Origin of the sequence: Janthinobacterium sp. FT14W (assembly GCF_009208755.1) — a bacterium.
GTDB lineage: Bacteria > Pseudomonadota > Gammaproteobacteria > Burkholderiales > Burkholderiaceae_D > Janthinobacterium > Janthinobacterium violaceinigrum.
Genome location: NZ_WFLL01000006.1, coordinates 82,130 through 105,334 on the forward strand (window position 1 = coordinate 82,130; position 23,205 = coordinate 105,334).

The window sequence follows — 23,205 nt, forward strand, 5'->3', positions numbered from 1 at the left end:
GTTCATTTTTTCAATCCCTCCTGCAGCATGCCCAGCATGTCGCTGGCCGACATGCGCGCGGCCGCGTCGCTGCCTTCCAACAGACTGTCGGCCAGGTCGCGCTTGTGCTGGTGCAGTTCGACGATGCCTTCCTCGATCGTATGTTTCGCCACCAGGCGATAGATGGTGACGGGGCGCAATTGCCCCATGCGGTGGGCGCGGTCCGAGGCCTGGTCTTCCACGGCCGGGTTCCACCACGGGTCCATGTGGATCACGTAGTCGGCCGCCGTCAGGTTGATGCCCATGCCGCCCGCTTTCAGGCTGATCAGGAAGACGTCGCCTTCGCCCGCCTGGAAGGCGTCCACGCGGCGCTTGCGCTCCTGCATGGGCGTGGCGCCGTCGAGATACTGGTACGTCACGCCATGCTGCTCCAGGTGCTGGCGGATCAGGGTCAGGTGGTCGACGAACTGGCTGAAGACGAGCACCTTGTGGCGGTTTTCCAGCAAGCCCGACAGCAGTTGCGCGAAGGCGGCCAGCTTGCTGCTGGCCAGGCCCAGCTCGGGCGCCACCAGCTGCGGGTTGCAGCAGGCGCGCCGCAGCTTCATGATTTCCGCCAGGATCTGGATGGCCTTTTTCGACGCGGGCCCTTCCACCATGGCCAGCTTTTCCAGCGCTTCGCGGCGCAAGGATTCGTACAGCGCCGTTTCCTGCGGCGACAGCTCCACTTCCAGCACGATTTCCGTGCGCGACGGCAATTCCGACAGCACTTGCGTCTTCGTGCGGCGCAGGATGAACGGTGCGATCAGGCGGCGCAAGCGCAGGCGCGCGCCGGCCGCCGCCCGCTTGTCCTGGTCTTTCTCGATTGGCCCCGCAAAGCGCAGGTTGAACTGGTCGAGCGTGCCCAGCAAGCCGGGGTTGATGAAGCGGAACAGGTTCCACAATTCACCCAGGTGGTTTTCCAGCGGCGTGCCGCTGGCCACCATGCGGAAGTCCCCTTGCAGGGCCATCACGGCTTGCGAGCGCTTGGTGGCGCCATTCTTGATGGCTTGCGCTTCGTCGAGCACGATGGTATGCCAGTGCACGCCGGCAAACAGGGCCGCTTCCTGCTGCAGCAAGCCATAGCTGGCCACCACCACGTCGAAGGGCTGCAGGGTATCCAGCATGTCGGCGCGGTCGCCGCTGCCGAACAGTTTCACGTTCAAGGTGGGGGCGAAGCGCTTGGCTTCGCTGATCCAGTTCAGGCACACGGAGGTGGGCGCGACGACGAGGGTGGGGCCGTTCGGCGCGCGCGCCAGGATCAGCGCCAGCGCCTGCAAGGTTTTACCTAAGCCCATGTCGTCGGCCAGGCAGGCGCCCACGCCCCAGTGCGCCAGGCGCGCCAGCCACTCGTAGCCGGCCAGCTGGTAGTCGCGCAAGTCCGCCTGCAGGGTGCTGGGCAGCTGCTCCTGAAAATCGTCGAGGGCGCGCAGGCGCAGCAAGTGTTCGCGCCACAATTTGTCGGCGTTCACCCCGCCCGCGTCGTTGGCCAGCTCTTCCAGCGCGAAGGCGGCCAGCGGGTGGATGTGCACGCCATCGGCATGCGCCTCGCCATACGCGGCCAGCTCCGACAGGCGGCGGTGCAATTCGTCGCTGAGGGCGAGGAACTGGTTGTCGCCCAGGGCCACGAAGCGGCTTTTATTGTTCTGCATCAAATCGAGCAGGGCGCGCAAATCCATCACCTTGCCTTCATCGATCTGCACGTCGCCGCTGGCGGCAAACCAGTCCTTGTCGCTCTTGATATTCAGGCGCATCTGGCCGCTGTCGATGCGTTTCGACACGCGCATGGTTTCGCCTTCGGGCCAGGCCAGGACCATGCCGGCCGGGTCCAGCGCCTGCAATTCCACCAGCAGCTGCAGCGCCAGCGATGGCTGACCCAGCAGCCACTCGCCATGCTCTTCTTCCGCCTCTTCCAGCACCAGGCAGCGCCCGATGAGCTGGCGCTGCGCTTCGCGTTCCCCGTTCAGGTCGCGCCGCGCTTGCACGGCCCGGCCCGCCACGTCGGCAAACACGCTCTCGGCGCCGCTGCCCGGCGCGTAATAGGCGCCATTGTCGCGCAGCGGGCGCACCAGAATCTGCATTTTGAGACCCTGCTGGTAGGGCAGCAGGTGCACGTGCAGGCGGTGGTCGGCCGTGATGGCTTCCGCGTCCCCGGTGCCGCCGCCGATGTCCGATTGCACGGTGACCATGGACGAGATGGCGCCGATGGCCTGCATCACCTGTTTTTCCGCATGCAGCGGCACGGACAGGCCCAGGCCCACGATGGCGCCGATGCGCCGGTGCTCGTCGAGGATGTGCACCACGCGCAGGCGCGTCGGCGTCTCGCGCTGCACCACCACATTGCTGCCGCTGTCGGGCAGCGGCGGCTGCATGCCCAGCCACAACTGCCCTTCGTGCGACTTGATCAGCAGTTCAGGCGCGCCGGCGATCAGTTCCACGCGCGTGTCGGGGTGGTCGAGCCAGAACACGAGCGGGTGGCCCACCAGCAGCACGGCGGCCTTGTCCAGTTCCACTTCATAGCGGGGCGCCGACGAATAATACTGTTTGAAGGGCGCGATGCTGCCCGCCGCGCGCGCGTCCTGCGGCGTGAGGAAATCGATGTCGCCCGCCTCTTCGGCCAGGCGTTTCAAGCCCATGGCGCGGCCCTTGCTCCAGCCGCCCCGCGCGTCGCGTTTCTGCTCGCGCACTTCCACGGCCGTCAGGCCGAAGCGCGGGTCGAACGCCACCAGCCACACGAGGCGCGAGACGCCGCCGATGGCTTCGGCGGGTGCGTTCTGCTGCAGGTTGATCAGGGCGCTCAGCTGGCGCTGCCACGCTTCCTGGCGCTCGAACCACGGCGCCATGTCCGTCAGGCCGTGTAGCGCCCGCTTGGCCGTCGCATAGCGCTCCTGCTGCGGCTCGCTCATCAGGCCCAGCAAGCCGGCCGCCTGCGCGGCAATCAGGTCGTAGCCGGCCGCGTCCGCCTGCTGCACCAGCGATCGCAGCTGGTCCTTGCGTTCGCTCAATTGCGGTAGCGCCAGCCAGTAGTACAGCAAGGCCTGGAACAGCTGCGCCTGCAGTCCCGTTTCCCAGCTGCGCGTGGGGATGCTTTCCGCCTGCAGCACGCCGGCGCGCACCAGGCGCAGGGTGTTGAGCTGCTGGTAGACGATGCTGTCGTGATTCGGTTGCGCATGCAGCGCGATATCGAGGTAGGCTTCCGCATTTTTCAGCAGCTTGGCGTCGTTGCTGCGCAGCAGGGCCAGCACATACAAATGGCCGCCGATGCCCGTAAAGCACAGCTTGCGCTTGCCCGCTTCCTTGCGCAGCCCCTTCAGGGCCGTCTCGAAGCCCGCCACGGCGTGCGCATGTTCGCCGCGCAACAGGGCGATGCTGCTGTCGATAAACAGCACCTGCGGCCCCTGCTGGCCCGCCAGGTAGCGGGCTGCTGCGTCGAGTTCGCCGCACAGCAGGGCATCCTCGGCCAGGGCCAGCGGCAGGGCCGCGCCGATCTGGTCGCCGGCCGCCGCCTGGCGCGCATGGTGGGCGCGCGCGTACGTGCGGATGGCGTGCGCCGTGGCCGGCTCGCGGGGCGTATTGCTCAGCAGCACGGCGAGTATGTCGTCCTGCAATTGCGGCATGACGAAGGACAACATTTCCGACTCGAACGGGCGGCCGAAAATCTCGATCAGCGGATGCAGCTGCTGCGCTTCATAGCAGGCCATGCAGGCGGCCAGGATGGCGGCCACGTGGCGCACCTCGTCGTTGCGCAAGAGGGCGATGCGCAGGCGCGCCACGCCTTGCCGGTAGCTGCGCAATTCCACATAGCCATCCCAGTTGCGCCGCACGGGATTGATCAGCTCGATGGCCTGGCACAGGTCGCGAAACACCAGGTGCTCGATGGCGGCGCGCATGGCGGGCCAGCGTAGCTTCGCCTCGCAGGCAAAGCCGCGTCCCACGATCTCCGACGCCAGTGCCAGACGCGTCAGGCGCTGCAGCATGTGCGTCACCACCAGCAGGGAAAACGGCGTGCCGTCCGGCTCGACGATATTGGCGCGCTGCAAGTGTTCGTACACGGCATGCTTGCCCACCGGCTCGCCCGTGATCGCCAGCAAGGCCAGGATCATCTGCTCGTGCTGCTCCAGTGCGGCGAATTCGTCGAGCAGGTGCCGGTCGGCGTGCGCGTCGCTCATGCAGGCAGATTATCGATATGCACGGGCGGCTCGCCGGCCGCCACGGGCAGGCCGAACACGCGCTGGTAGAAATACAGTTCCGCGTCCAGGGTGCGCGCGATGTTTTCCGCCTTGCGGAAGCCGTGTCCCTCGCCTTCCAGCGGCACGTAGGCAACAGGCACGCCGCGCGCCTGCAGGGCGTCGACCATCAGCTGCGACTGCTGCGGCGGCACCACCTTGTCGTCGAGGCCCTGGAAGAAGATCATCGGGCGCGACAGTTTATCCGTGTGGTGGATGGGCGACCGTTCGCGGTACAGCGCTTCGGCTTGCGGCTGCGAGGCGATCAGGTAGTCGGTGTAGCGCGATTCGAACTTGTGCGAATCGTTGTCCAGGCCCTTCAGGTCGGACACGCCGTAATAGCTGGCGCCCGCCTTGAAGACGTCGTGGAAGGTCAGGGCGCACAGGGTCGTCAGGCCGCCCGCGCTGCCGCCGCGGACGATCAGGCGCTCGGGGTCGGCCAGGCCGTTGGCGGCCAGGTAGCGCGCGCCCGCGATGCAGTCTTCCACGTCGACGATGCCCCACTGGCCGCGCAGCGCGTCGCGGTATTCGCGGCCGAAACCGCTGCTGCCGCCATAGTTGACGTCGAGCACGCCGATGCCGCGGCTGGTCCAGTACTGCGTCGCCAGTTTCAAGGTATTGCTGGCCATGCTGGTGGGGCCGCCATGGCTGATGACGATGACGGGCGGCAAGGTGCCGGCCGGCGCCTGCACGTCATCGTTTTTCGGCGCATAAAAGAAGGCGTGGGCTGTGCGGCCATTGCTGCTGGCAAAACTCAAGCTGCGGGGCACGGACAGGTAAGCGAGCGCGGGCAACTGTCCGATCGACTGCGCCAGCACTTCCAGTTCATGGTTAGCCAAATCGATGCGCGCCAGTTCCAGTGCGATGGTGGGGCTGCCGCCCAGCAAGGCCACGAAGCCGGGGCCCACGCGCAGTTCGCGGATTTCCTGGTACGGGTGCGGTATCGGCTCCAGCTTGGCCGTGGCCACGTTCAATTGCGCCAGGTAGCTGATGCCGGCCTGGATATACGTGCAGACGATCTCGTCGCTGGACAGGAAACCGTACATGCTGCCGCCGAAAGTCCAGTGCGGCGTGGCAAATTCCGCTTCCATCGGGCACAGCGCCTCGATGTCGGCGCCGTGCAGGCGGTACAGATTCCACCAGCCGCTGCTGTCGGAAACGAAGTGCAGCAAGCCGCTGGGCGACCATTCCGGCTGGCAAATCGATTCGCGCGCGCCGCCGGCGATCAGGCGGGGCGAACCCAGGCTGCCGTCCGGGTGCACGTCGGCCAGCCACAGTTCCGTGCCTTGCCATGGCAGGCGCGGGTGATCCCAGCTGACCCAGGCCAGCTGGCTGCCGTCCGGCGACAAGCGGGGCGCCGCATAAAAATCGTGGCCCCGCGCCAGCACCGTTTCGCGCCCGTCGAAGCCGACGGCCGCCAGGCTGTTTTCCGGATGGGCATGGCCTTCGTCCGGATGCTGCTCGCGCACGGCGATCAGGCGGGAACGGGCCGCATCGACGACGAAGTCCGCATGGCGCGTGTTGCCGCCCGTGGTGAACGCTGCGGGCGCGCCGTCGCCGGCCACGCGGTACAGGCGGTTATCGGCGAAATGCGAGAAGTACACGGTATCGCCGGCAATCGCATACGCGCCGCCGCCGTATTCGTGCACGCGGGTGCGCACATTGAACGGCGCCGGCGTCAGTTCATCGACGCGCGCGCCGCGCTGGCGCAGCAGGGTATTGCGGCCCGCTTCGCTGGCGCGCCCGGCCAGCCAGTACACGTCGGCGCCATCCGCGCCCCCCAGGGCCAGTTGCGTCAGCGGCGAGGCGCCAGCGGCGACGATGGCCGCGCTGATCGGCGATGGCCAAATGCCATAAGGGGTGCTGGATGCGGTCGAGGTCATGCGGGCTCCGTGTCGTGGTGGAAAGAGGGGGCCTCCAGGCGGCGTCAGGCAGCGCGGCGGCGTGCATCATCATAATGGAAGGGCAGGCACAACGAAAGACATCGCTGTGCATGGCAAATGCTGCAAAGCGGCACCGGAATCAATGAAATGGCGGCGATTGGATGCGATAATACCGCTTCTCCAAGCTATTGATTGCCTTCCATGCCACAATTTGCTCCGCTCCAGAACGACACTTTCCTGCGCGCCCTGCTGCGCCAGCCGACCGAGCACACCCCTGTCTGGCTGATGCGCCAGGCGGGCCGCTACCTGCCCGAATACCGCGCCACGCGCGAGCGGGCCGGCTCCTTCCTGGGCCTGGCAAAGAATCCCGATTACGCGACCGAAGTGACCTTGCAGCCCCTGGAGCGCTTCCCGCTCGACGCGGCGATCCTGTTTTCCGACATCCTGACGGTGCCCGACGCCATGGGCCTGGGCCTGTATTTCGCCGATGGCGAAGGGCCGAAATTCGAGCGTCCGCTGCGCACGGAACAGGACGTGAAGGCGCTGCAGGTGCCGGACCTGGCATCGCTCGACTATGTTTTTAATGCCGTCACGCAAATCCGCACGGAACTCAACGGCCGCGTGCCGCTGATCGGTTTTTCCGGCAGTCCGTGGACCCTGGCCTGCTATATGGTGGAAGGGGGCGGCTCGAAAGAGTTTCATACCATCAAGAAGATGCTGTACAACCGCCCGGACCTGATGCACCACATCCTGGCCATCAACGCCACGTCCGTGGCGCAATACCTGAATGCGCAAATCGATGCCGGCGCGCAAGCCGTGATGATTTTCGATTCCTGGGGCGGTGCGCTGGCCGATGGCGCCTACCAGGAATTCTCGCTGGCCTACATGCAGCAAGTGGTGGCGCAGCTGAAGCGCGACAAGGATGGCGTCAAGATTCCCGCCATCGTCTTCACCAAGGGCGGCGGCCAGTGGATCGAGCAGATCGCCGACATCGGCGCCGATGCCGTGGGCCTGGACTGGACCGTCAACCTGACGCGCGCGCGCCAGCTGGTCGGGCATAAGGTGGGCTTGCAGGGCAACCTCGACCCCGCCATCCTGTTCGCCAGCCCCGAGCAGATCCGCGCCGAAGTGGCGAAAGTGCTCAACGCCTTCGGCGCGCCGTCGGCCGGCACGGGCCACGTGTTCAACCTGGGCCATGGCATTTCCCAGTTCACGCCGCCCGAATCCGTGGCAGCGATGGTGGAAGCCGTGCACAGCATGAGCCGCGCCATGCGCAGCGGCCAGTAAGGGCTCATTTCCCCTGGCGCAGGGGCAGACAAGGCAGGCTTTCCAGCGAAAGCCTGCCTTTTTCTTTGCTGCGCCCCAGCAAGAAATACCGACTTATGCACAATTTTTTTTGCTGCGGAAATAAGAGGCAGTGGAAAAGCCATGCCCGGGGAGGCTTTGCAAGTACTTGATTATTAAGACATAAAAAAGGCATTGTTCGGCGGATTTTGTGGCGATTGATATGATTATTCTTGCGCTGGCCCGTCTTGTTCCTTCATTGTCCACAAAGTTATCAACAGATTCTGTGGATAAAATTGAAAAGTAATTTGTTAACCGATACTTAGCGCAGATGTTCAGGTTTCACCTGAAGTGTATGTTGCAGCGCATGATAATTGAACAATGTTTCGTCACCCAACAGGCAAAAACGGACGCTTGCCCGGCAATTGTCAACTTTACCTCATGCGGCAGGCATTTTTGCCGATGGCGTGCATCAAAGCGGTGCTGATTCCTGTATAAAATAATCAGAAATGGTTCAGTTATGCACAGCCGGGGAAACGCTGGACGGATTTGCTGCTTCCCGGGCATCAATTTTTAAGTCATTGATTTTTAATAGTTAATTTTTCTTGCGTGCCCCTCTTGACGGCGATCAAAATTTTCTATCCACATTTTTCTGAAAGTTAATTTTGCTTTGTCCACAAAGTTATCCACAGAATTTTCTTCAGGCTCCCGGACTCGCTGTCGCGTCCGCCGTTAGGCATTTGACGGGCGAAACAAGTATCATGGCCCGCTGGCTTGACGCCTGACATCCTGCCGCGCCCTGCATCCTGCGGCGTGCTTTTTTATTGAGATAGGCCCTACCTCCATGTCGCAGTGCATTTTGACGTCGTGCATCCTGAAAATCGCGCTCGACACGCCCCTGAACGCCCTGTTCGACTACCGCTGGAACGGGGCGGCGGATGCCGGCGCGGATGCGCCGCTGCCGCAAGTGGGGCAGCTGGCGCTGGTGCCGTTCGGCCGGCGCGAAGTGATGGGCTTGATCGTCGGCGTGTCCGACAGCACCGACGTGCCCGCCGCGAAACTGAAGGATGTGCTGGCCGTGCGCAGCCAGCTGGCGCCGTTGTCGGAACAGTGGCTGGCGCTGGCCGCCTTTGCCGCCGACTACTACCAGCGCCCGCTCGGTGAAGTGGCGCTGCCGGGTTTACCGAAGAATTTGCGCGTGCTGACCACCGTGGCGCTGGACCGTGCCATCAAGAAGCTGGCCAAGCTGGCCGACGCGCACGACGGCAGGCCGCTGAACATGCCGGCGCTCAACCCCGCCCAGCAGGAAGCGGCCGATGCCATCGGCGGCGCCCAGGGTTTCAAGCCTACCTTGCTGTACGGCGTGACGGGCAGCGGCAAGACGGAAGTGTATCTGCAGGCGTGCGCCCAGGTGCTGGCGCGCGAGGACGATGCGCAAATCCTCATCCTGGTGCCGGAAATTAACCTGACGCCGCAGCTGGAGGGCAATATCCGCGCGCGCTTTCCCGGCGTCATGCTGGCCACCCTGCACAGCAGCCTGTCCGAAGGCGAACGCATGCTGCACTGGCTGGCCGCCCACCGGGGCCAGGCGCGCATCATCCTGGGCACGCGGTTGGCCATCCTGGCCTCGCTGCCCAAGCTCAAGCTGATCGTCATCGACGAGGAACACGACCCGTCGTACAAGCAGCAGGAAGGCTTGCGCTATTCCGCGCGCGACCTGGCCGTGTGGCGCGCCTGGCAATTGCAGATTCCCATCGTGCTGGGTTCGGCCACGCCGTCGCTGGAAAGCTGGCAGCATGCACAGACGGGGCGCTACCGCAAGCTGGAATTGCGCGAGCGGGCCGTCAAAAATGCGGTATTGCCACGCGTCAAGATCCTCGACATGGAACGCGACCGGCCGAAAGATGGCCTGACTTCGCATTTGGTAGCCGCACTAAAGCTGCGTATGGAGCGGGGCGAACAGTCGCTGCTGTTCCTGAACCGGCGCGGCTATTCGCCCGTCATCTGCTGCGAATCGTGCGGCTGGATCAGCAATTGCACGCGCTGCACCTCGTTCATGGTGCTGCACAAGCCCGAACACCGGCTGCGCTGTCACCATTGCAGCCTGGAACTACGCATTCCCCGCCATTGCCCCACGTGCGGCAACGTGGACCTGCAACCGCTGGGACGGGGGACGCAGCGGGTGGAAGAGGGCTTGCAGCAATTGTTTCCCGAGGCGCGTATCTTGCGCATCGATGCCGATTCCACGCGCAAGAAGGGCAGCGCGCAGGAAGCGTTCGACACCGTGCACCGGGGCGAAGTGGATATCCTGATCGGCACGCAGATGGTGGCCAAGGGCCACGATTTCAAAAAGCTGACCCTGGTCGGCATCCTGAATCCGGATACGGCCCTGTTTTCCCAGGATTACCGGGCCAGCGAACGCCTGTTTGCCCAGCTGATGCAGGTGGCGGGCCGGGCCGGCCGGGCCGCGCAGACGGAAGGGGGCAGCGTTTCCGAAGTGCTGATCCAGACGCGCTATGCGCGCCATCCGCTGTACGACGCCGTCGTCAACCACGATTACGACCATTTCGCCACGACCCTGCTGGAAGAGCGGGCCCAGGCGGCGCTGCCGCCGTATCTGTTCCAGGCCCTGCTGCGCGCGGAAGCCCCGGAGCTGGCCACGGCCATCGAGTTCCTGCAGGCGGCGAAAGAGTGCATGGCGCACCCGCAGGTGACCATCAATGATCCGATTCCCATGAGCATGACGCGCGTGTACAACGTGGACCGCGCCCAGCTGCTGCTGGAGTCCCCCTCGCGCCCGGCGCTGCAGGCGTTTTTAAAGGAATGGCTGGCGCAATTGCGCGCCATGAAGACGCGCGTGAAATGGTCGCTGGAAGTGGACCCGCTGGATATTTGAAATAATTCACTGAATTAGTTCAGATAATCGCGCGCGGACTTGACGATCTGTTCGGACAGCAGCTTGGTAAACGGCGTGTCCAGGGTCCAGGCGTGCCAGCTCAGCGGTACGTCCAGGGTACGGCCCGGCATCAGATCGACGAGCCTGTCCATCGCCAGCGCCTGCGCGGCCAGGCGCTGCGGCATCAGGCCGTAGGCCAGGCCATCGTGGACGCAGCTGCGGCGCGCCGCTTCCACCGGCAAGGTGTGGTGGGGGAACGGTTCACGCATGCTCAATTGTTCCGCGAGGAAACGCGCCAGCAAGCCGTGCTGGCCCACCACGGCCGGCGCCAGCTGTACCGCCTCGCTGCTGAAACCGTCGCCGAACCAGTGGCCCGCAAACACGGGCGTGGCCACGCAGACATAGCGCAAGGTGCCCAGCGGCGTGACGCTGGTGGCGGCCGCCGCGTCCAGCGCTGTGCCGGACTCGGCTGCCACGCAGCCAAACACGGAGCCGTCGCGCACCATCTGCAAGGCGCTGTCGCTGTCGGCCAGGCGCACGTCGAGCTGGCAGCGGGGCGGCGCCAGCAGGGCCGGCAAGGTGTCGGGAAACCACGTGACCAGGCTGTCGGCATCGATGGCGATGGCGATTTCCGGCATGCTGACGCTGTTGCCCAGGTCGATGTCGAGCGACGCTTCCATCAGCTTGACGTTGCGGTGATGCACGATCAGGCGCTGGCCCAGTCCCGTCGGCACGGCCGGCTGGCCACGGATGATCAGCAGGCGCCCGCTGGCGTCTTCCAGCGCCTTGATGCGCTGCGAGACGGCCGACTGGGTGATGCCCAGCGCCAGGGCAGCCTTGTCGAAACTGCCATGGCTGGCCACGGCGTCCAGCACGGCCAGCGCGCGATAATCGAGTGATCCCATTAGCTCAGCTTATAAATTTTGAAAATGATTAGTTATACTAATGCATATATTGCTGCAAAGTAAAACCTTATTTTCAGCAAACGGGTAGTATCGAATGCTGTGAGCAACCTCAAACGGATGGACAGCAGCATGAAGACGATACGAGTAGATGTGGCCGTGATCGGCAGCGGCACGGCCGGCATGACGGCGCATAGGGCGGCGCGCATGCAGGGCAAGCGCGTGCTGATGATAGAAAGCGGGCCGTACGGCACGACGTGCGCCAGGGTGGGCTGCATGCCCAGCAAACTCTTGATCGCGGCGGCCGAAGCGGCCCATGCGGTGGCTGCCGCGCCGGCTTTCGGCGTGCATCCGGGACCCGTGCGCATCGACGGCCGGCAAGTGATGGCCCGGGTGCGCAGCGAGCGCGACCGCTTTGTCGGCTTCGTGCTCGACGGCGTCAACGCCATTGCCGACGAAGAAAAATTGCGCGGCCATGCGCGTTTTATTTCCCCGGGTAAATTGCAGGTGGATGAACACACGATCGTCGAGGCGGCGAGTGTCGTGATCGCCACCGGTTCCACGCCCATCGTGCCGCCCGAGTGGCAGGCGGCGGGCGAGCGCGTCATCACCAGCGACGCCGTGTTCGAGTGGACGGACTTGCCCGCTTCCGTGGCCGTGGTCGGCAGCGGCGTGATCGGCCTGGAACTGGGCCAGGCGCTGGCGCGTCTGGGCGTGCGCGTGACCCTGTTTGCGCGCGGCAATAAAGTGGCGCAACTGACGGACCCGCTCGTGCTGCAGGAGGCGGGCGCCGTGCTGGCGCGCGAACTCGACATCCGCTTCCAGACCAGCGTGGCGCACGTGGTAACAAGTCCGGACGGCAGCGGCATCGTGCTGACCAGCCGCGATGGCGCGGGCCAGGAAAAAACCGAGCAGTTCGAGTATGTGCTGGCCGCCATCGGCCGCCGTCCGAACGTGGACAAGATCGGCCTGGAAACGGCGCAGATCGCGCTCGACCGCCACGGCATCCCCCTGCATGACCCGCACACCATGCAGTGCGGCAAGAGCGCGATTTTCATCGCGGGCGACGCCGACAACGCCTTGCCGCTGCTGCCCGAGGCGGCCGACGAGGGCCGCATCGCGGGCGACAACGCGGCGCGCTTTCCTGACGTCAAACCGGGTTTGCGCCGCACGCCGTTGACGATCGCCTTCACGGAGCCGCAGGTCGCCACGGTGGGCGCCACCTACCAGCAACTGTGCGTGAGCCATGCGGGCCGCTTTGCCGTCGGTGCCGTGTCGTTCGGCAACCAGGGCCGCAGCCGCGTGATGCTGCAAAACCAGGGGGTGCTGCGCGTGTATGCGGAGTTCGGCAGCAAGCGCTTTCTCGGCGCCGAGCTGATCGGCCCGCGGGCAGAACACCTGGGCCATCTGCTGGCCTGGGCATGCCAGGCGCAGCTGACGGTGCCCACCATGCTCGACATGCCGTTCTACCACCCCGTCGTCGAGGAAGGCGTGCGCACGGCCTTGCGCGAACTGGCGCTGCACCTGGAAAAAGATCCGGAACACGCGCCCGGCTGCGCCGACTGCACGCCCGGTCCCTGAAGGCAACTTTGCGATTTACATAATTTTGTAGACAAGCTCACATGATTGCGCGATCATCGCTGCCACATTGAAATATTGATTAAAAGCAAAAAATATTTCGATCGGTACATACCGCTGATGCCAGGATGGTAAAAACAGGCGGGTGCAGGCGATGATGGAGACGATGTGAAAATTCGGCGCATTTACGCAGGAGAACTCGCACTGGGCGTGGCCCTGCCCTGGGACGTGCATGGCGAAACGGGGGGCTTGCTGGCCAGGCTGGGCCATGTCATCAGCAGCGAGAACCAGATCGCCTTGCTGCTGGCGCGCGGCGTCATCGCCGATGCCAGCGCCGACGTGCCGCGCACGGCCACGGAAGCGCCGTCGGCCCTGCGCATGCTGAACCTGGTCACGGCAGGCCTGGCCCTTGTCTTGCCGACGATTGCCGCCGGGCAAGCGGGCAGCCACCTGCCGCTGGCCGCGCTGGCGCAACTGGTGGAAGAGGCTGTCGTGCTGGACGCCGACGTGGCGCTGGCCTGCATCTTGCACAACCAGGGCGCGGGCGATTTTGCCGTGCGCCACAGCGTCGACACGGCTGTCATCACGGCCCTGCTGGCGCGCGCCCTGAAACTCGATGAGGGAGTGATCCGCAGCGTGGTGCTGGCCGCGCTGAGCATGAATGTGGGCATGCTGGAACGCCATGCGGATTTCCAGCACAAGGCGGGTCCGCTGGATGCGCAGGAGCGCGCCTACCTGCGCGCCCATCCGCAAGCGGGTGTCGACTTGCTGCGCGCGGCGGGCGTGACGGACGCCGTCTGGCTGCAAGCCGTGTTGCAGCACCATGAAAATATCGATGGCAGCGGCTATCCGCTGGGCACGCAAGGCGAGGCGATCGGCATCGGCGCCCGCCTGATCATGCTGGCCGACCGTTATTGCGCGCGCGTATCGAAGCGCAGCTACCGCCAGCCCTTGCTGCCGAACGCGGCCCTGCGCGACATGCTGATGGCCGACAAGGCCATCCTAGATGCGCCGCTGGCCTCACTGCTGGTGCGCGAACTGGGCATCTACCCCATCGGCACCTACGTCAAACTGTTGAATGGGGAAATCGGCGTCGTCACGCGCAAGGGCCTGAATGCCACCACGCCCCATGTGCAGTCGCTGATCGGTCCCCGCGGCGCGCGCCTGGACGTGCCGCTGCGGCGCGACACGCGCGTGGACCTGCACGCCATCCGCGAGGAGCTCAGCGCGGAGCAGGCAGGGCTGCAGTTCCGGCCCGACCAGCTATGGGGCCGCAGCGCAAGAATTTAGAGCGCCTGGAAAGACGCCCATGGCGTTGTTGCATTGCCTAGTCGTACTTTCGTACTGCCTTCGGCAATGCGCCTAGCCCCGAGCGTTTTCCAGACACACTCTACATGAACAGCTTAATTCAGCAGACCCGCATCGAGCCGTCCCTCGAGCGCCAGTTCGCGCATGATGCGCACCGTGTCGATGTCGGATTCCTGGTAGGCGGAGCGGCGGAAGTCGTCGTACAGGGCGTTGGCCGCATCGGTGGCCGCGTCGTGGCCGTCGTCGTACTGGAAGCGCACCCACAGGCTGGCCTCGTCGGGCATTTCGATGGTCATCACCAGCGACGAGGCGCTGATGTCTTTCTGCGCCGGCACTTCGTAGCGCACCTGCATCTGCGGCACCAGCACCACCTTGTCGTTGATGACCAGCTCGCCATAGCGCAGGCTGCGCGCGAAACCGGCATCGCTGCGCTCGCTGATCTGGCACTCGTCCAGGTGGGGCACGAACAGCTTGGGCGACTCGGCGCGCAAGACCAGGCCGCGCCAGACTTGCTCCAGGGTCAAGGTGTCGATCAGCGGGTTCAGCGGATCATTGATTTCAATCAGGTGTTCAAATTTCATGGGACTGCCATTCGGTAAGTGGGCGCGCACGGGCGATATAGGCGGAATGGTACTCCAGGCGTGGCCGCGCCGCACGCATTGCATGGCCCGAGATGGCGTCATATGGCGATATATCAATGCCGTTGCCTGTTTTTCAGGCATGGCCCGCCATGCAATTGGCCCACGCGACGCTGTTACAATGGGCTGCTGTTCCCTGCGGAAATACCCTGATGTCCAAAGCACCACAGTTCGGTCTGAATGCGCCCCAAAGCGAAGCGGTTACCTACCTCGACGGCCCTTGCCTCGTGCTGGCGGGCGCCGGGTCGGGCAAGACGCGCGTGATCACGCAAAAGATCGCCCACCTGATCGAAGACCGGGGCTACGACCCGCGCACCATCGCCGCGCTGACCTTCACCAACAAGGCGGCGCTGGAAATGCAGGAGCGCATCGCCAAACTGCTCAAGCAGCCGCGCCAGGCCAAGCAGTTGACGGTGTCGACCTTCCACTCGCTGGGCGTGAAAATCCTGCGCCAGGAAGCCAATGGCGTGGGGCTGAAAGACCGCTTTTCCATCATGGACAGCGACGATTGTTTTTCCCTCGTGCAAGACCTCGCCATTACCACCGATAAACAGGTAATCCGCGGCATCCAGAACGCCATGTCCTTGTGGAAAAACGGCCTGATCGACCCGGACATGGCGCTGGCGCAAGCCAAGGACGAGGACGAGGCCAACGCGGCGCGCATCTACCGCAGCTATGTGGCCACCTTGTCCGCCTACCAGGCCGTCGATTTCGACGACCTGATCCGCCTGCCCGTGGAACTGTTCCGCAACAACGGCCCCGTGCGCGACAAGTGGCAGCGGCGTTTGCGCTACCTGCTCGTCGACGAATACCAGGATACGAACACCTGCCAGTACGAACTGGTCAAATTGATGGTGACGGGCATCGGCAAGAAGCCGATGTTTACGGCCGTGGGCGACGACGACCAGGCGATCTATGCGTGGCGCGGTGCCACCGTGGAAAATCTGAAAACGCTGGAGACGGATTTCCCCGATCTGCGCGTGATCAAGCTCGAACAGAATTACCGCTCCACCATGCGCGTGTTGAACGCGGCCAATGCCGTCATCGGCAACAATCCGAAACTGTTTGAAAAGTCGCTGTGGTCCGAGCATGGCCTGGGCGAGCCGATCAAGGTGCTGGGCATGCAGACGGACGAACAGGAGGCGGAGCAGGTCGCCATCATGATCTCGGCCGACCATTTCGAGCGCAAGAACAAATTTTCCGATTACGCGATTTTGTACCGGGGCAACCACCAGGCGCGCATCATCGAGCAGTGCCTGCGCAAGGAACGCATCCCGTACACGATTTCGGGCGGCCAGAGCTTCTTCGACAAGGCGGAGATCAAGGACATCATCAGCTACCTGCGCCTGCTGGCCAACGAGGACGACGACCCGGCCTTCATCCGCGCCGTGACGACGCCGCGCCGCGGCGTGGGCCAGTCGACCCTGGAGGTGCTGGGCGCGTTTTCGGGCCAGTGGCAGTGCTCGCTGTTCCAGGCCGTTTTCAAGGGCGGCATCGAGGCCAAGCTGACGGACCGCCAGCTGGGTCCCCTGCGCGACTTCTGTAACTTCATCAACGACCTCGAATCGCGCGCCAGCCGCCCGGGCGCGGCCGGCAGCGGAGATAATGCGGCCGAGGTGCTGGACGACATGATGAAGGAAATCCACTACGAATCGTATCTGTACGATGCCTTCGAGGAACGGCAGGCGCAAAGCAAGTGGCAGAACGTGCTGGAATTCGTCAATTGGCTCAAGGAACGGGGCCGGGGCGGCAAGGAGCGCGATGGCGAAGAAAAGAACGTGCTGGAACTGACGCAGATGGTGGCCCTGATGACGATGTTGGAGGGCAAGGACGAGGAGCAGGATGCCGTGCGCATGTCCACCCTGCACGCGTCGAAAGGGCTGGAATTTCCGCACGTATTCCTGGTGGGCGTGGAAGAGGGCATCTTGCCGCACAAGGGCGACGCGGACGCGCCCGCCGAAACCATCGCCGCGCGCATCCAGGAGGAGCGCCGCCTGATGTACGTGGGCATTACGCGGGCCCAGCGCACCTTGCACATCACGTGGTGCAAGAAGCGCAAGCGGGCGGGCGAGCAAGTGCATTGCGACCCGTCGCGTTTCATCAAGGAAATGCAACTGGACGTGGGCGACGCCGTGCCCACGGAAGCGGAAGTGATTTCTCCCAAGGAACGCCTGGCGCGCATGAAGGCCTTGCTGGCCGCGCCGAAAGGGTAGGCGGCGCTCAGGCTTCCGCGGCGCCGCCCGGCGTGGCCTTCGGCACGATGGCCAGTTGCATGCCCAGCGCATCGAGCATCTTTAAAATGGTTTCAAAGCGCGGCTTGCTGCCTTCGCGCAAGGCTTTATACGCGCCTTCGCGCGTGATGTCGGCCCTGGCCGCCACCTTGCCCATGCCGTAGGCGCGCACCACGTCGTTCATGGCCGACTGGAACAGTTCCGCATTGCCGGTGGCGACGATTTCGCTCATGTAGGCGGCCACGGCGGCCTTGCTGGTCAGGTGTTGCGTCGGGTCGAATTTGCTCAGTCCCAATGCTTCCAGGTCGTCGAGGTCGAAGGTGTCGTGGTTCATTTCTTTCGTGCTCCTGTCTATGGCCGCGGCCGCCACATCGTGCAGGGAATCTTCCCAGCGCCGGTATTCGGCCGTCTTGCGCGTGTCGATCAGGACAGGCAAAGTGGGTAGATCCATTGCAATCGTTTGTTCTCATTCGTCAAGCGGCTTGAACCCATGCAGGAAGAATAAACAGAAATCGGTGCCTGACCGCGGCCAATGGACGGAGTTTGTCCTGGCTCACGCCGCTGCGGCGGTAGAATGCCCCCTTTCAGTCAGGAATCACCGAGAGCACCATGGACAATGCAGAGCAGATGGAAACACGTTTCGTCGATATCGAGATCAAGCTGGCGCAGCAGGAGGACCTGGTCGAATCGCTGAACCAGATGGTGTACCAGCAGGGCAAGCGCATCGACCAATTGGAAGCGATGCTGCACAAGCTGGGCGAGCACGTGCGCGACGGGGCGCAGCAGGCAAATGGCGGGCTGGTCAACGAACGTCCGCCGCATTACTAAATCGGCATCGTGGTGCGGTGCGCAGGACAACCGTTCATCACCGGCTGGCGCGCTACCATCGGTAGTTGCTGGTGACGCAAGTGTTTCAGGCTGTTATTATTTCAGGCTGGCCCGCGACACAATCGCGGCTCTCTTGCGTTTCTTGAAAGAAGACATGACCCGTCCAACAATGCTCGTCATCGCCGCCAGCCTGATGCTGGCGCCAGCCGCTTTTGCCGCGACCGCCACCACCGCGCCAACCACTGCCGCTACCGCGGCCGCAGCCTTGCCCGTTTCCAACCCGTTTGCGCAAGCGAGCAGCCTGCCATTCAACTATCCGCCGTTCGACAAGGTGCAGGATGCGGACTACGCGCCCGCCTTTACGGCAGGCATGGCCGCCAACCTGGCGGAAATCAACGCGATTGCGAACAACAAGAAGCCGGCCACGTTCGACAACACCATCGTGGCCATGGAGCGCTCGGGCCAGTTGCTGAGCCGCGTGCGCACCGTGTTTTCCGTGATGTCCGGTTCGAACACGAATGACACGATCCAGGGCCTGGAACGCGAGCTGGCGCCGAAGATGGCAGCCCACAGCGACGCGATCATGCTCAACGATAAATTGTTCAAGCGCATCGACACCCTGTACGCCAAGCGCGACAAGCTGGGCCTCGATGCGGAATCGAAGCGCTTGCTGGAACGCTACCACACGGACTTCGTGCGCGCGGGCGCCAAGCTGTCGGCGGCCGACAAGGAAAAGCTGCGCGCCTATAACGGCCAGCTGGCGGCCCTGTCGACCAAGTTCGCGCAGAATGTGCTGAAAGAATTGAACGCCTCGGCCGTCGTCGTCGACACGCGCGAAGAGCTGGACGGCTTGTCGCCGGCCGCCATCGAAGTGGCTGCGGGCCTGGCCAAGAAGCGTGGCCTCGATGGCAAGTACGTGATCGCCCTCGTCAACACGACGGGCCAGGCGCCGCTGGCGCTGCTGACCAACCGCGCCTTGCGCGAACGCATCATGGCCGCTTCGCAAGCGCGCGGCAGCCGCGGCGGCGAGTTCGACAACACCCAGGAAGTGCTGGAACTGGCGAAACTGCGCGCCGAACGGGCTGCACTGATGGGCTACCCGAACTACGCGGCGTATTCGCTGGAAGACCAGACGGCGCACGACACCACGGCCGTGAACGCCCTGCTGGGCGAGCTGGCAAAACCGGCCGTCGTCAATGCACGCCGGGAAGCGGACGACATCCAGAAGATCATCGATGCGGGCAAGGGCGGCTTCAAGGTCGGCGCCGCCGACTGGGCCTTCTATAGCGACAAGGTGCGCGCCGAACGCTACAACTTTGATGAAAATCAGCTGAAACCGTACTTTGAAATGCACAGCGTGCTGACCAAGGGCGTGTTCTTTGCCGCTGGCAAACTGTACGGTTTGACCTTCAAGCAACGTACCGACTTGCCCGTCTACACGTCCGACATGCTGGTGTACGACGTCTTCAATGAAGACGGCACGCAGCTGGCCATCTTCACCTTGGACCCTTACGCGCGCAGCAACAAGCGCGGCGGCGCCTGGGCGAATGCCTATGTGGGCCAGTCGACTTTGCTGAACCGCAAGCCTGTCATTGCGAATAACCTGAACATTCCGAAGCCGGAAGCGGGCCAGCCGACCCTGATGACGTTTGACGAAGTCAACACCATGTTCCACGAATTCGGCCATGCGCTGCACGGCATGTTCTCGAACGTGAAATACCCGCGTTTTGCCGGCACCAGCGTGCCGCGCGACTTCGTCGAATACCCGTCGCAAGTCAATGAAATGTGGGCGCTGTGGCCGGAGGTGCTGCAAAACTACGCCAAGCACTATCAAACGGGCGCCGCCATTCCGGCCGAGCTGCTGGCGAAAGTGACGGCGGCCGACAATTTCAACCAGGGCTATAAAACCACGGAATACCTGGCGTCGGCCCTGCTGGACCAGCGCTGGCATCAGCTGACCCCGGCACAGATCCCTACCGACGTGCTGGCGTTTGAAAAAACCGCCTTGACGGACGCGGGTGTCGATTTTGCCCCGGCGCCGCCGCGCTACCGCACCACGTATTTCTCGCACGCGTTTGCGGGCGGTTATTCGGCCGGCTACTACGCCTACCTGTGGTCGGAAAAGCTCGATGCCGACACGGTCGAGTGGTTCAAGGAAAACGGCGGCCTGACGCGCAAGAACGGCGACTGGTTCCGCAGCAAATTGCTGTCGCGCGGCGGCAGCGCCGATGCGCTCGACATCTACCGCAATTTCCGCGGCCGCGATGCGAAGATCGAGCCATTGCTGGAACGCCGTGGCTTGAACGGCAAGTAATCCGCGTCATTCCCGGCCGTAAAGCCGGGTGCATGAAAATGGCTGCCAAGCAATTGGCGGCCATTTTTATTTGGGTTTTTTGATTGAAAACCGTGGTAAACCGCGCATTTGGCGGGATGCACCACAGGATCGCCCATGCTGGATGACGCCTGTGTGACAGGCTGCTATGATCTGCCACTGGCCCGCGACGCGATCGCGGTTCTTCCCCGCGCTTCCTGAAAGATGTCATGATCCGTCCACAACTGCTCGTCATCGCCGCCAGCGTCATGCTGGCCCACGCCGCTCCCTCCGCCCTGGCTGCCGCCACGGCCAACGCCGCACCTGCGGCCGCCGTCAGCGCCCAGAACCCCCTGCTGAAAGCCAGTCCGCTGCCGTTCCAGATGCCGCAATTCGGCCTGATCAAGGATGCGCACTACGCGCCCGCGTTTGCCGAAGGCATGAAACGCCAGCTGGCCGAAGTCAATGCGATCGCCAACAACCGCCAGGCGCCCACGTTCGAGAACACCATCGTGGCCCTCGAGCGTACGGGGCAGCTGCTGCACCGCGTGCAAAGCATCTTCAGCAACATGACGTCGACCAATACCAATGCCGCGCTGGAAGCGGTGGAAGTGGATGTGTCGCCGAAACTGGCTGCGCATGGCGACGCGATCACCCTGAATCCGAAACTGTTTACCCGCATCGACACCCTGTACGCCAAGCGCGACAAGCTGGGTCTTGACGCGGAATCGTTGCGCCTGCTGGAGCGCTATCACACGGATTTCGTGCGCGCCGGCGCCAAGCTGTCCGATGCGGACAAGGAAAAACTGAAAGCCTACAACGCCGAGCAGGCGGGCCTGGAAACGGCCTTCGCGCAAAACGTGCTGAAGGAAACGAATGCCAAGAGCATCGTCGTCGATACGCGCGCCGAACTGGCCGGCATGACGGACAGCGATATCGACACGGCCGCCACGGCTGCCAAGGAACGCGGCTTGAACGGCAAGTTCGTCATCGCCCTCGTCAACACCAGCGGCCAGCCGCCGCTGGCCGTGCTGACCAACCGCGCCACGCGCCAGCGCCTGATGGATGCGTCGCTGAACCGCGGCAGCCAGGGTGGCGAGTTCGACAACCGCGCCATCGTGCTGAAGCTGGCCAAGCTGCGCGCCGAACGGGCCACCTTGCTCGGTTACGCCAATTACGCCGCGTACTCGCTGGAAGACCAGACGGCCAAGACGACCACGGCCGTCAACACCCTGCTGTCGGAACTGGCCAAGCCGGCCGTCGCCAACGCGCGCCGCGAAGCGGCCGACCTGCAGCAAGTGGTCGACGCGGAAAAGGGCGGCTTCCAGGTGGCAGCGGCCGACTGGGCCATCTACACGGACAAATTGCGCAAGCAACGCTTCAATTTCGATGAAAACGAGCTGAAGCCGTACCTGGAATTGAATAGCGTGCTGAACAACGGCGTCTTCTTTGCCGCGAACAAGTTGTATGGCATCAGCTTCAAGCAGCGCACTGATCTGCCGGTGTACAACCCGGACGTGCGCGTCTACGACGTGCTCGATGCCAACGGCAAGCCGCTGGCCCTGTTCATCGCCGACTTCTATGCGCGCGGCAACAAGCATGGCGGCGCGTGGATGAATGAATACGTGTCGCAGTCGTCGCTGCTGGGCACGCACCCGGTGGTGGCCAACCAGTTGAATATTCCGAAACCGCCGGCCGGCCAGCCGACCCTGCTGACGTTCGACGAAGTGACGACCATGTTCCACGAATTCGGCCATGCGCTGCACGGCATGTTTTCAAACGTGAAATACCCGCGCTTTGCCGGCACCAGCGTGCCCAGCGACTTCGTCGAGTACCCGTCGCAAGTCAATGAAATGTGGGCGATCTGGCCGGAAGTGCTGCAAAACTACGCCAAGCATTACCAGAGCGGCGCGGCCATGCCGCAGGAATTGCTCGACAAGGTCACGGCGGCAAAGAAATTCAACCAGGGTTTCATGACCACGGAATACCTGTCGGCGGCCCTGCTGGACCAGCGCTGGCATCAGCTGGCGCCTAGCCAGATCCCGACCGACGTGCTGGCCTTTGAAGCGGCATCGTTGAAGGATGCGGGCGTCGATTACGCGCCCGTGCCGCCGCGCTACCGCACGGCGTATTTCTCGCACAGCTTCTCGGGCGGCTACTCGGCGGCTTACTACGCCTACCTGTGGTCGGAAAAGCTGGACGCGGAATCGGTCAACTGGTTCAAGGAAAACGGCGGCCTGACGCGCAAGAACGGCGACTGGTTCAGAGCCAAGCTGTTGTCGCGCGGCGGCAGCGTCGATGCGCTGCAGCTGTTCCGTGACTTCCGCGGCCGCGATGCCACCGTGGAACCCTTGCTGGAACGCCGCGGCTTGAACGCCAAGTAGGTCGTCCTCAGCCGAAGCTTGCGTTGCGTTGATCTGGCGCACGCAAGCTTTCTGTGCCGGCGGCGTAGAATTGAGTAAGATGTAAACAAGAAGGCAGTCGAAAGAGTATATGAGTCAGCAAGATTTGAATGGCATCACCCTGGAAGCGATTGTGACGCGCCTGCAAGCCCACTATGGTTGGGATGGCCTGGCCAAGCACATCGATATCAATTGCTTCATCAGCGATCCCAGCATCAAGTCGAGCCTGAAGTTTTTGCGCAAGACCCCGTGGGCCAGGAGCAAGGTGGAGCAGCTGTATCTGGATACGCAATTTACTGACTGACAGGAAAAAAACATGGATAGCAAACTCAAGGAATCGCTGCAACAGCTGCATTCGACACTAGCAACCAGCGGCCCCGTCGATGAGGAACTGCAGGGTTTGCTGCAAAAGCTCGATGTCGATATCAAGCTGCTCATGGAAAAGCGTGCCGCGCAGGAACAGGAAGAAGAGTCGACCACCTATGGCCTGGCCGAGCGCAGCCAGGAATTGTCGGCCAAGTTCGCCGTCAAGCATCCGAAACTGGAGCCTGCCTTACGCGAATTGGGCGAGATTCTCGCGAATATGGGGATTTGATCGGGGTCAGTCGCTACGCGATCGCAATGCACCCCACTGGGGCGCATTGCCCCCTCGGGTCTGACCCCAAGTAATTGAAAAATAAACGTTTTTTGTACTGAAATCCAA

15 protein-coding genes are annotated in these 23,205 nt (G+C 63.4%); 10 read left to right on the plus strand and 5 right to left on the minus strand.

All coding sequences use genetic code 11. The features are described 5' to 3' along the window. Nucleotides 1-2: 2 nt before the first annotated feature. Both GCN74_RS06510 and GCN74_RS06515 read right to left on the minus strand, forming a co-directional pair. Nucleotides 3-4,184, minus strand: a complete 4,182-nt coding sequence (locus tag GCN74_RS06510) for a DEAD/DEAH box helicase (protein WP_152255897.1) — start codon at nt 4,182-4,184, stop codon at nt 3-5. Next, the gene (locus GCN74_RS06515) at nt 4,181-6,124 is read right to left on the minus strand and encodes a prolyl oligopeptidase family serine peptidase (RefSeq protein WP_152255898.1); all 1,944 of its coding nucleotides are present in this window, start codon (nt 6,122-6,124) and stop codon (nt 4,181-4,183) included. Before GCN74_RS06515 ends, GCN74_RS06510 begins: the two co-directional genes overlap by 4 nt. A gap of 201 nt (nt 6,125-6,325) precedes the next feature. On the opposite strand from GCN74_RS06515, the gene hemE reads away from it, so the two are divergent. Together hemE and GCN74_RS06525 are read left to right on the plus strand one after the other, a co-directional pair. After that, nucleotides 6,326-7,411: a uroporphyrinogen decarboxylase gene (hemE, locus tag GCN74_RS06520; protein WP_152255899.1), complete on the plus strand. Its 1,086-nt coding sequence runs from the start codon at nt 6,326-6,328 to the stop codon at nt 7,409-7,411. Nucleotides 7,412-8,252: 841 nt separating this feature from the next. After that, a complete protein-coding gene (locus GCN74_RS06525) occupies nt 8,253-10,304 on the plus strand; it encodes a primosomal protein N' (protein ID WP_152255900.1) in 2,052 nt (683 codons plus the stop codon). Nucleotides 10,305-10,318: 14 nt separating this feature from the next. Here the strand turns inward: GCN74_RS06525 and GCN74_RS06530 are convergent, their stop codons facing one another. Next, a complete protein-coding gene (locus GCN74_RS06530) occupies nt 10,319-11,209 on the minus strand; it encodes an ArgP/LysG family DNA-binding transcriptional regulator (protein ID WP_152255901.1) in 891 nt (296 codons plus the stop codon). A gap of 129 nt (nt 11,210-11,338) precedes the next feature. Here GCN74_RS06530 and GCN74_RS06535 point away from each other — a divergent pair, with 129 nt between their 5' ends. After that, on the plus strand, nt 11,339-12,787 hold the full coding sequence (locus GCN74_RS06535) for a dihydrolipoyl dehydrogenase (RefSeq protein WP_152255902.1): 1,449 nt from the start codon (nt 11,339-11,341) through the stop codon (nt 12,785-12,787). A 165-nt stretch (nt 12,788-12,952) separates the two neighbouring features. Beyond that, complete coding sequence (locus tag GCN74_RS06540; RefSeq protein WP_226938905.1) at nt 12,953-14,074, plus strand: HD-GYP domain-containing protein; 1,122 nt, start codon at nt 12,953-12,955, stop codon at nt 14,072-14,074. A gap of 113 nt (nt 14,075-14,187) precedes the next feature. Here GCN74_RS06540 and GCN74_RS06545 read toward each other — a convergent pair whose 3' ends face one another. Further along, complete coding sequence (locus tag GCN74_RS06545; protein WP_152255903.1) at nt 14,188-14,673, minus strand: SRPBCC family protein; 486 nt, start codon at nt 14,671-14,673, stop codon at nt 14,188-14,190. Nucleotides 14,674-14,882: 209 nt separating this feature from the next. Between GCN74_RS06545 and GCN74_RS06550 the strand changes: the two genes are divergently transcribed. Beyond that, a complete protein-coding gene (locus tag GCN74_RS06550; RefSeq protein WP_152255904.1) occupies nt 14,883-16,943 on the plus strand; it encodes a UvrD-helicase domain-containing protein in 2,061 nt (686 codons plus the stop codon). A 7-nt stretch (nt 16,944-16,950) separates the two neighbouring features. Here GCN74_RS06550 and GCN74_RS06555 read toward each other — a convergent pair whose 3' ends face one another. Further along, entirely contained in the window at nt 16,951-17,412 is a 462-nt protein-coding gene (locus tag GCN74_RS06555) for an addiction module antidote protein (protein WP_152255905.1), read from the minus strand. A 158-nt stretch (nt 17,413-17,570) separates the two neighbouring features. Between GCN74_RS06555 and GCN74_RS06560 the strand changes: the two genes are divergently transcribed. The 5 genes from GCN74_RS06560 to GCN74_RS06580 all read left to right on the plus strand — a co-directional run bounded on the left by GCN74_RS06560 (nt 17,571) and on the right by GCN74_RS06580 (nt 23,097). Then, nucleotides 17,571-17,789: a SlyX family protein gene (locus GCN74_RS06560; RefSeq protein WP_070290273.1), complete on the plus strand. Its 219-nt coding sequence runs from the start codon at nt 17,571-17,573 to the stop codon at nt 17,787-17,789. A 169-nt stretch (nt 17,790-17,958) separates the two neighbouring features. Continuing rightward, nucleotides 17,959-20,103 (plus strand): M3 family metallopeptidase, encoded by a 2,145-nt coding sequence (locus GCN74_RS06565; RefSeq protein ID WP_152255977.1) that lies wholly within the window; start codon nt 17,959-17,961, stop codon nt 20,101-20,103. A 227-nt stretch (nt 20,104-20,330) separates the two neighbouring features. Further along, nucleotides 20,331-22,484, plus strand: a complete 2,154-nt coding sequence (locus GCN74_RS06570; protein ID WP_152255906.1) for a M3 family metallopeptidase — start codon at nt 20,331-20,333, stop codon at nt 22,482-22,484. A 109-nt stretch (nt 22,485-22,593) separates the two neighbouring features. Then, nucleotides 22,594-22,806, plus strand: coding sequence for a VF530 family DNA-binding protein (locus GCN74_RS06575; RefSeq protein ID WP_152255907.1), 213 nt, complete (start codon nt 22,594-22,596; stop codon nt 22,804-22,806). Nucleotides 22,807-22,818: 12 nt separating this feature from the next. Beyond that, complete coding sequence (locus GCN74_RS06580; protein WP_152255908.1) at nt 22,819-23,097, plus strand: DUF4404 family protein; 279 nt, start codon at nt 22,819-22,821, stop codon at nt 23,095-23,097. The last annotated feature ends 108 nt before the right edge of the window (nt 23,098-23,205 follow it).

What these genes read in the sequence shown, in the direction of transcription:
- GCN74_RS06510 (WP_152255897.1), bottom strand. Translation starts at nt 4,184, where the DNA reads ATGAGCGACGCGCACGCCGACCGGCACCTGCTCGACGAATTCGCCGCA.
- GCN74_RS06515 (WP_152255898.1), bottom strand. Translation starts at nt 6,124, where the DNA reads ATGACCTCGACCGCATCCAGCACCCCTTATGGCATTTGGCCATCGCCG.
- hemE (WP_152255899.1), top strand. Translation starts at nt 6,326, where the DNA reads ATGCCACAATTTGCTCCGCTCCAGAACGACACTTTCCTGCGCGCCCTG.
- GCN74_RS06525 (WP_152255900.1), top strand. Translation starts at nt 8,253, where the DNA reads ATGTCGCAGTGCATTTTGACGTCGTGCATCCTGAAAATCGCGCTCGAC.
- GCN74_RS06530 (WP_152255901.1), bottom strand. Translation starts at nt 11,209, where the DNA reads ATGGGATCACTCGATTATCGCGCGCTGGCCGTGCTGGACGCCGTGGCC.
- GCN74_RS06535 (WP_152255902.1), top strand. Translation starts at nt 11,339, where the DNA reads ATGAAGACGATACGAGTAGATGTGGCCGTGATCGGCAGCGGCACGGCC.
- GCN74_RS06545 (WP_152255903.1), bottom strand. Translation starts at nt 14,673, where the DNA reads ATGAAATTTGAACACCTGATTGAAATCAATGATCCGCTGAACCCGCTG.
- GCN74_RS06550 (WP_152255904.1), top strand. Translation starts at nt 14,883, where the DNA reads ATGTCCAAAGCACCACAGTTCGGTCTGAATGCGCCCCAAAGCGAAGCG.
- GCN74_RS06555 (WP_152255905.1), bottom strand. Translation starts at nt 17,412, where the DNA reads ATGGATCTACCCACTTTGCCTGTCCTGATCGACACGCGCAAGACGGCC.
- GCN74_RS06560 (WP_070290273.1), top strand. Translation starts at nt 17,571, where the DNA reads ATGGACAATGCAGAGCAGATGGAAACACGTTTCGTCGATATCGAGATC.
- GCN74_RS06565 (WP_152255977.1), top strand. Translation starts at nt 17,959, where the DNA reads ATGCTCGTCATCGCCGCCAGCCTGATGCTGGCGCCAGCCGCTTTTGCC.
- GCN74_RS06570 (WP_152255906.1), top strand. Translation starts at nt 20,331, where the DNA reads ATGATCCGTCCACAACTGCTCGTCATCGCCGCCAGCGTCATGCTGGCC.
- GCN74_RS06575 (WP_152255907.1), top strand. Translation starts at nt 22,594, where the DNA reads ATGAGTCAGCAAGATTTGAATGGCATCACCCTGGAAGCGATTGTGACG.
- GCN74_RS06580 (WP_152255908.1), top strand. Translation starts at nt 22,819, where the DNA reads ATGGATAGCAAACTCAAGGAATCGCTGCAACAGCTGCATTCGACACTA.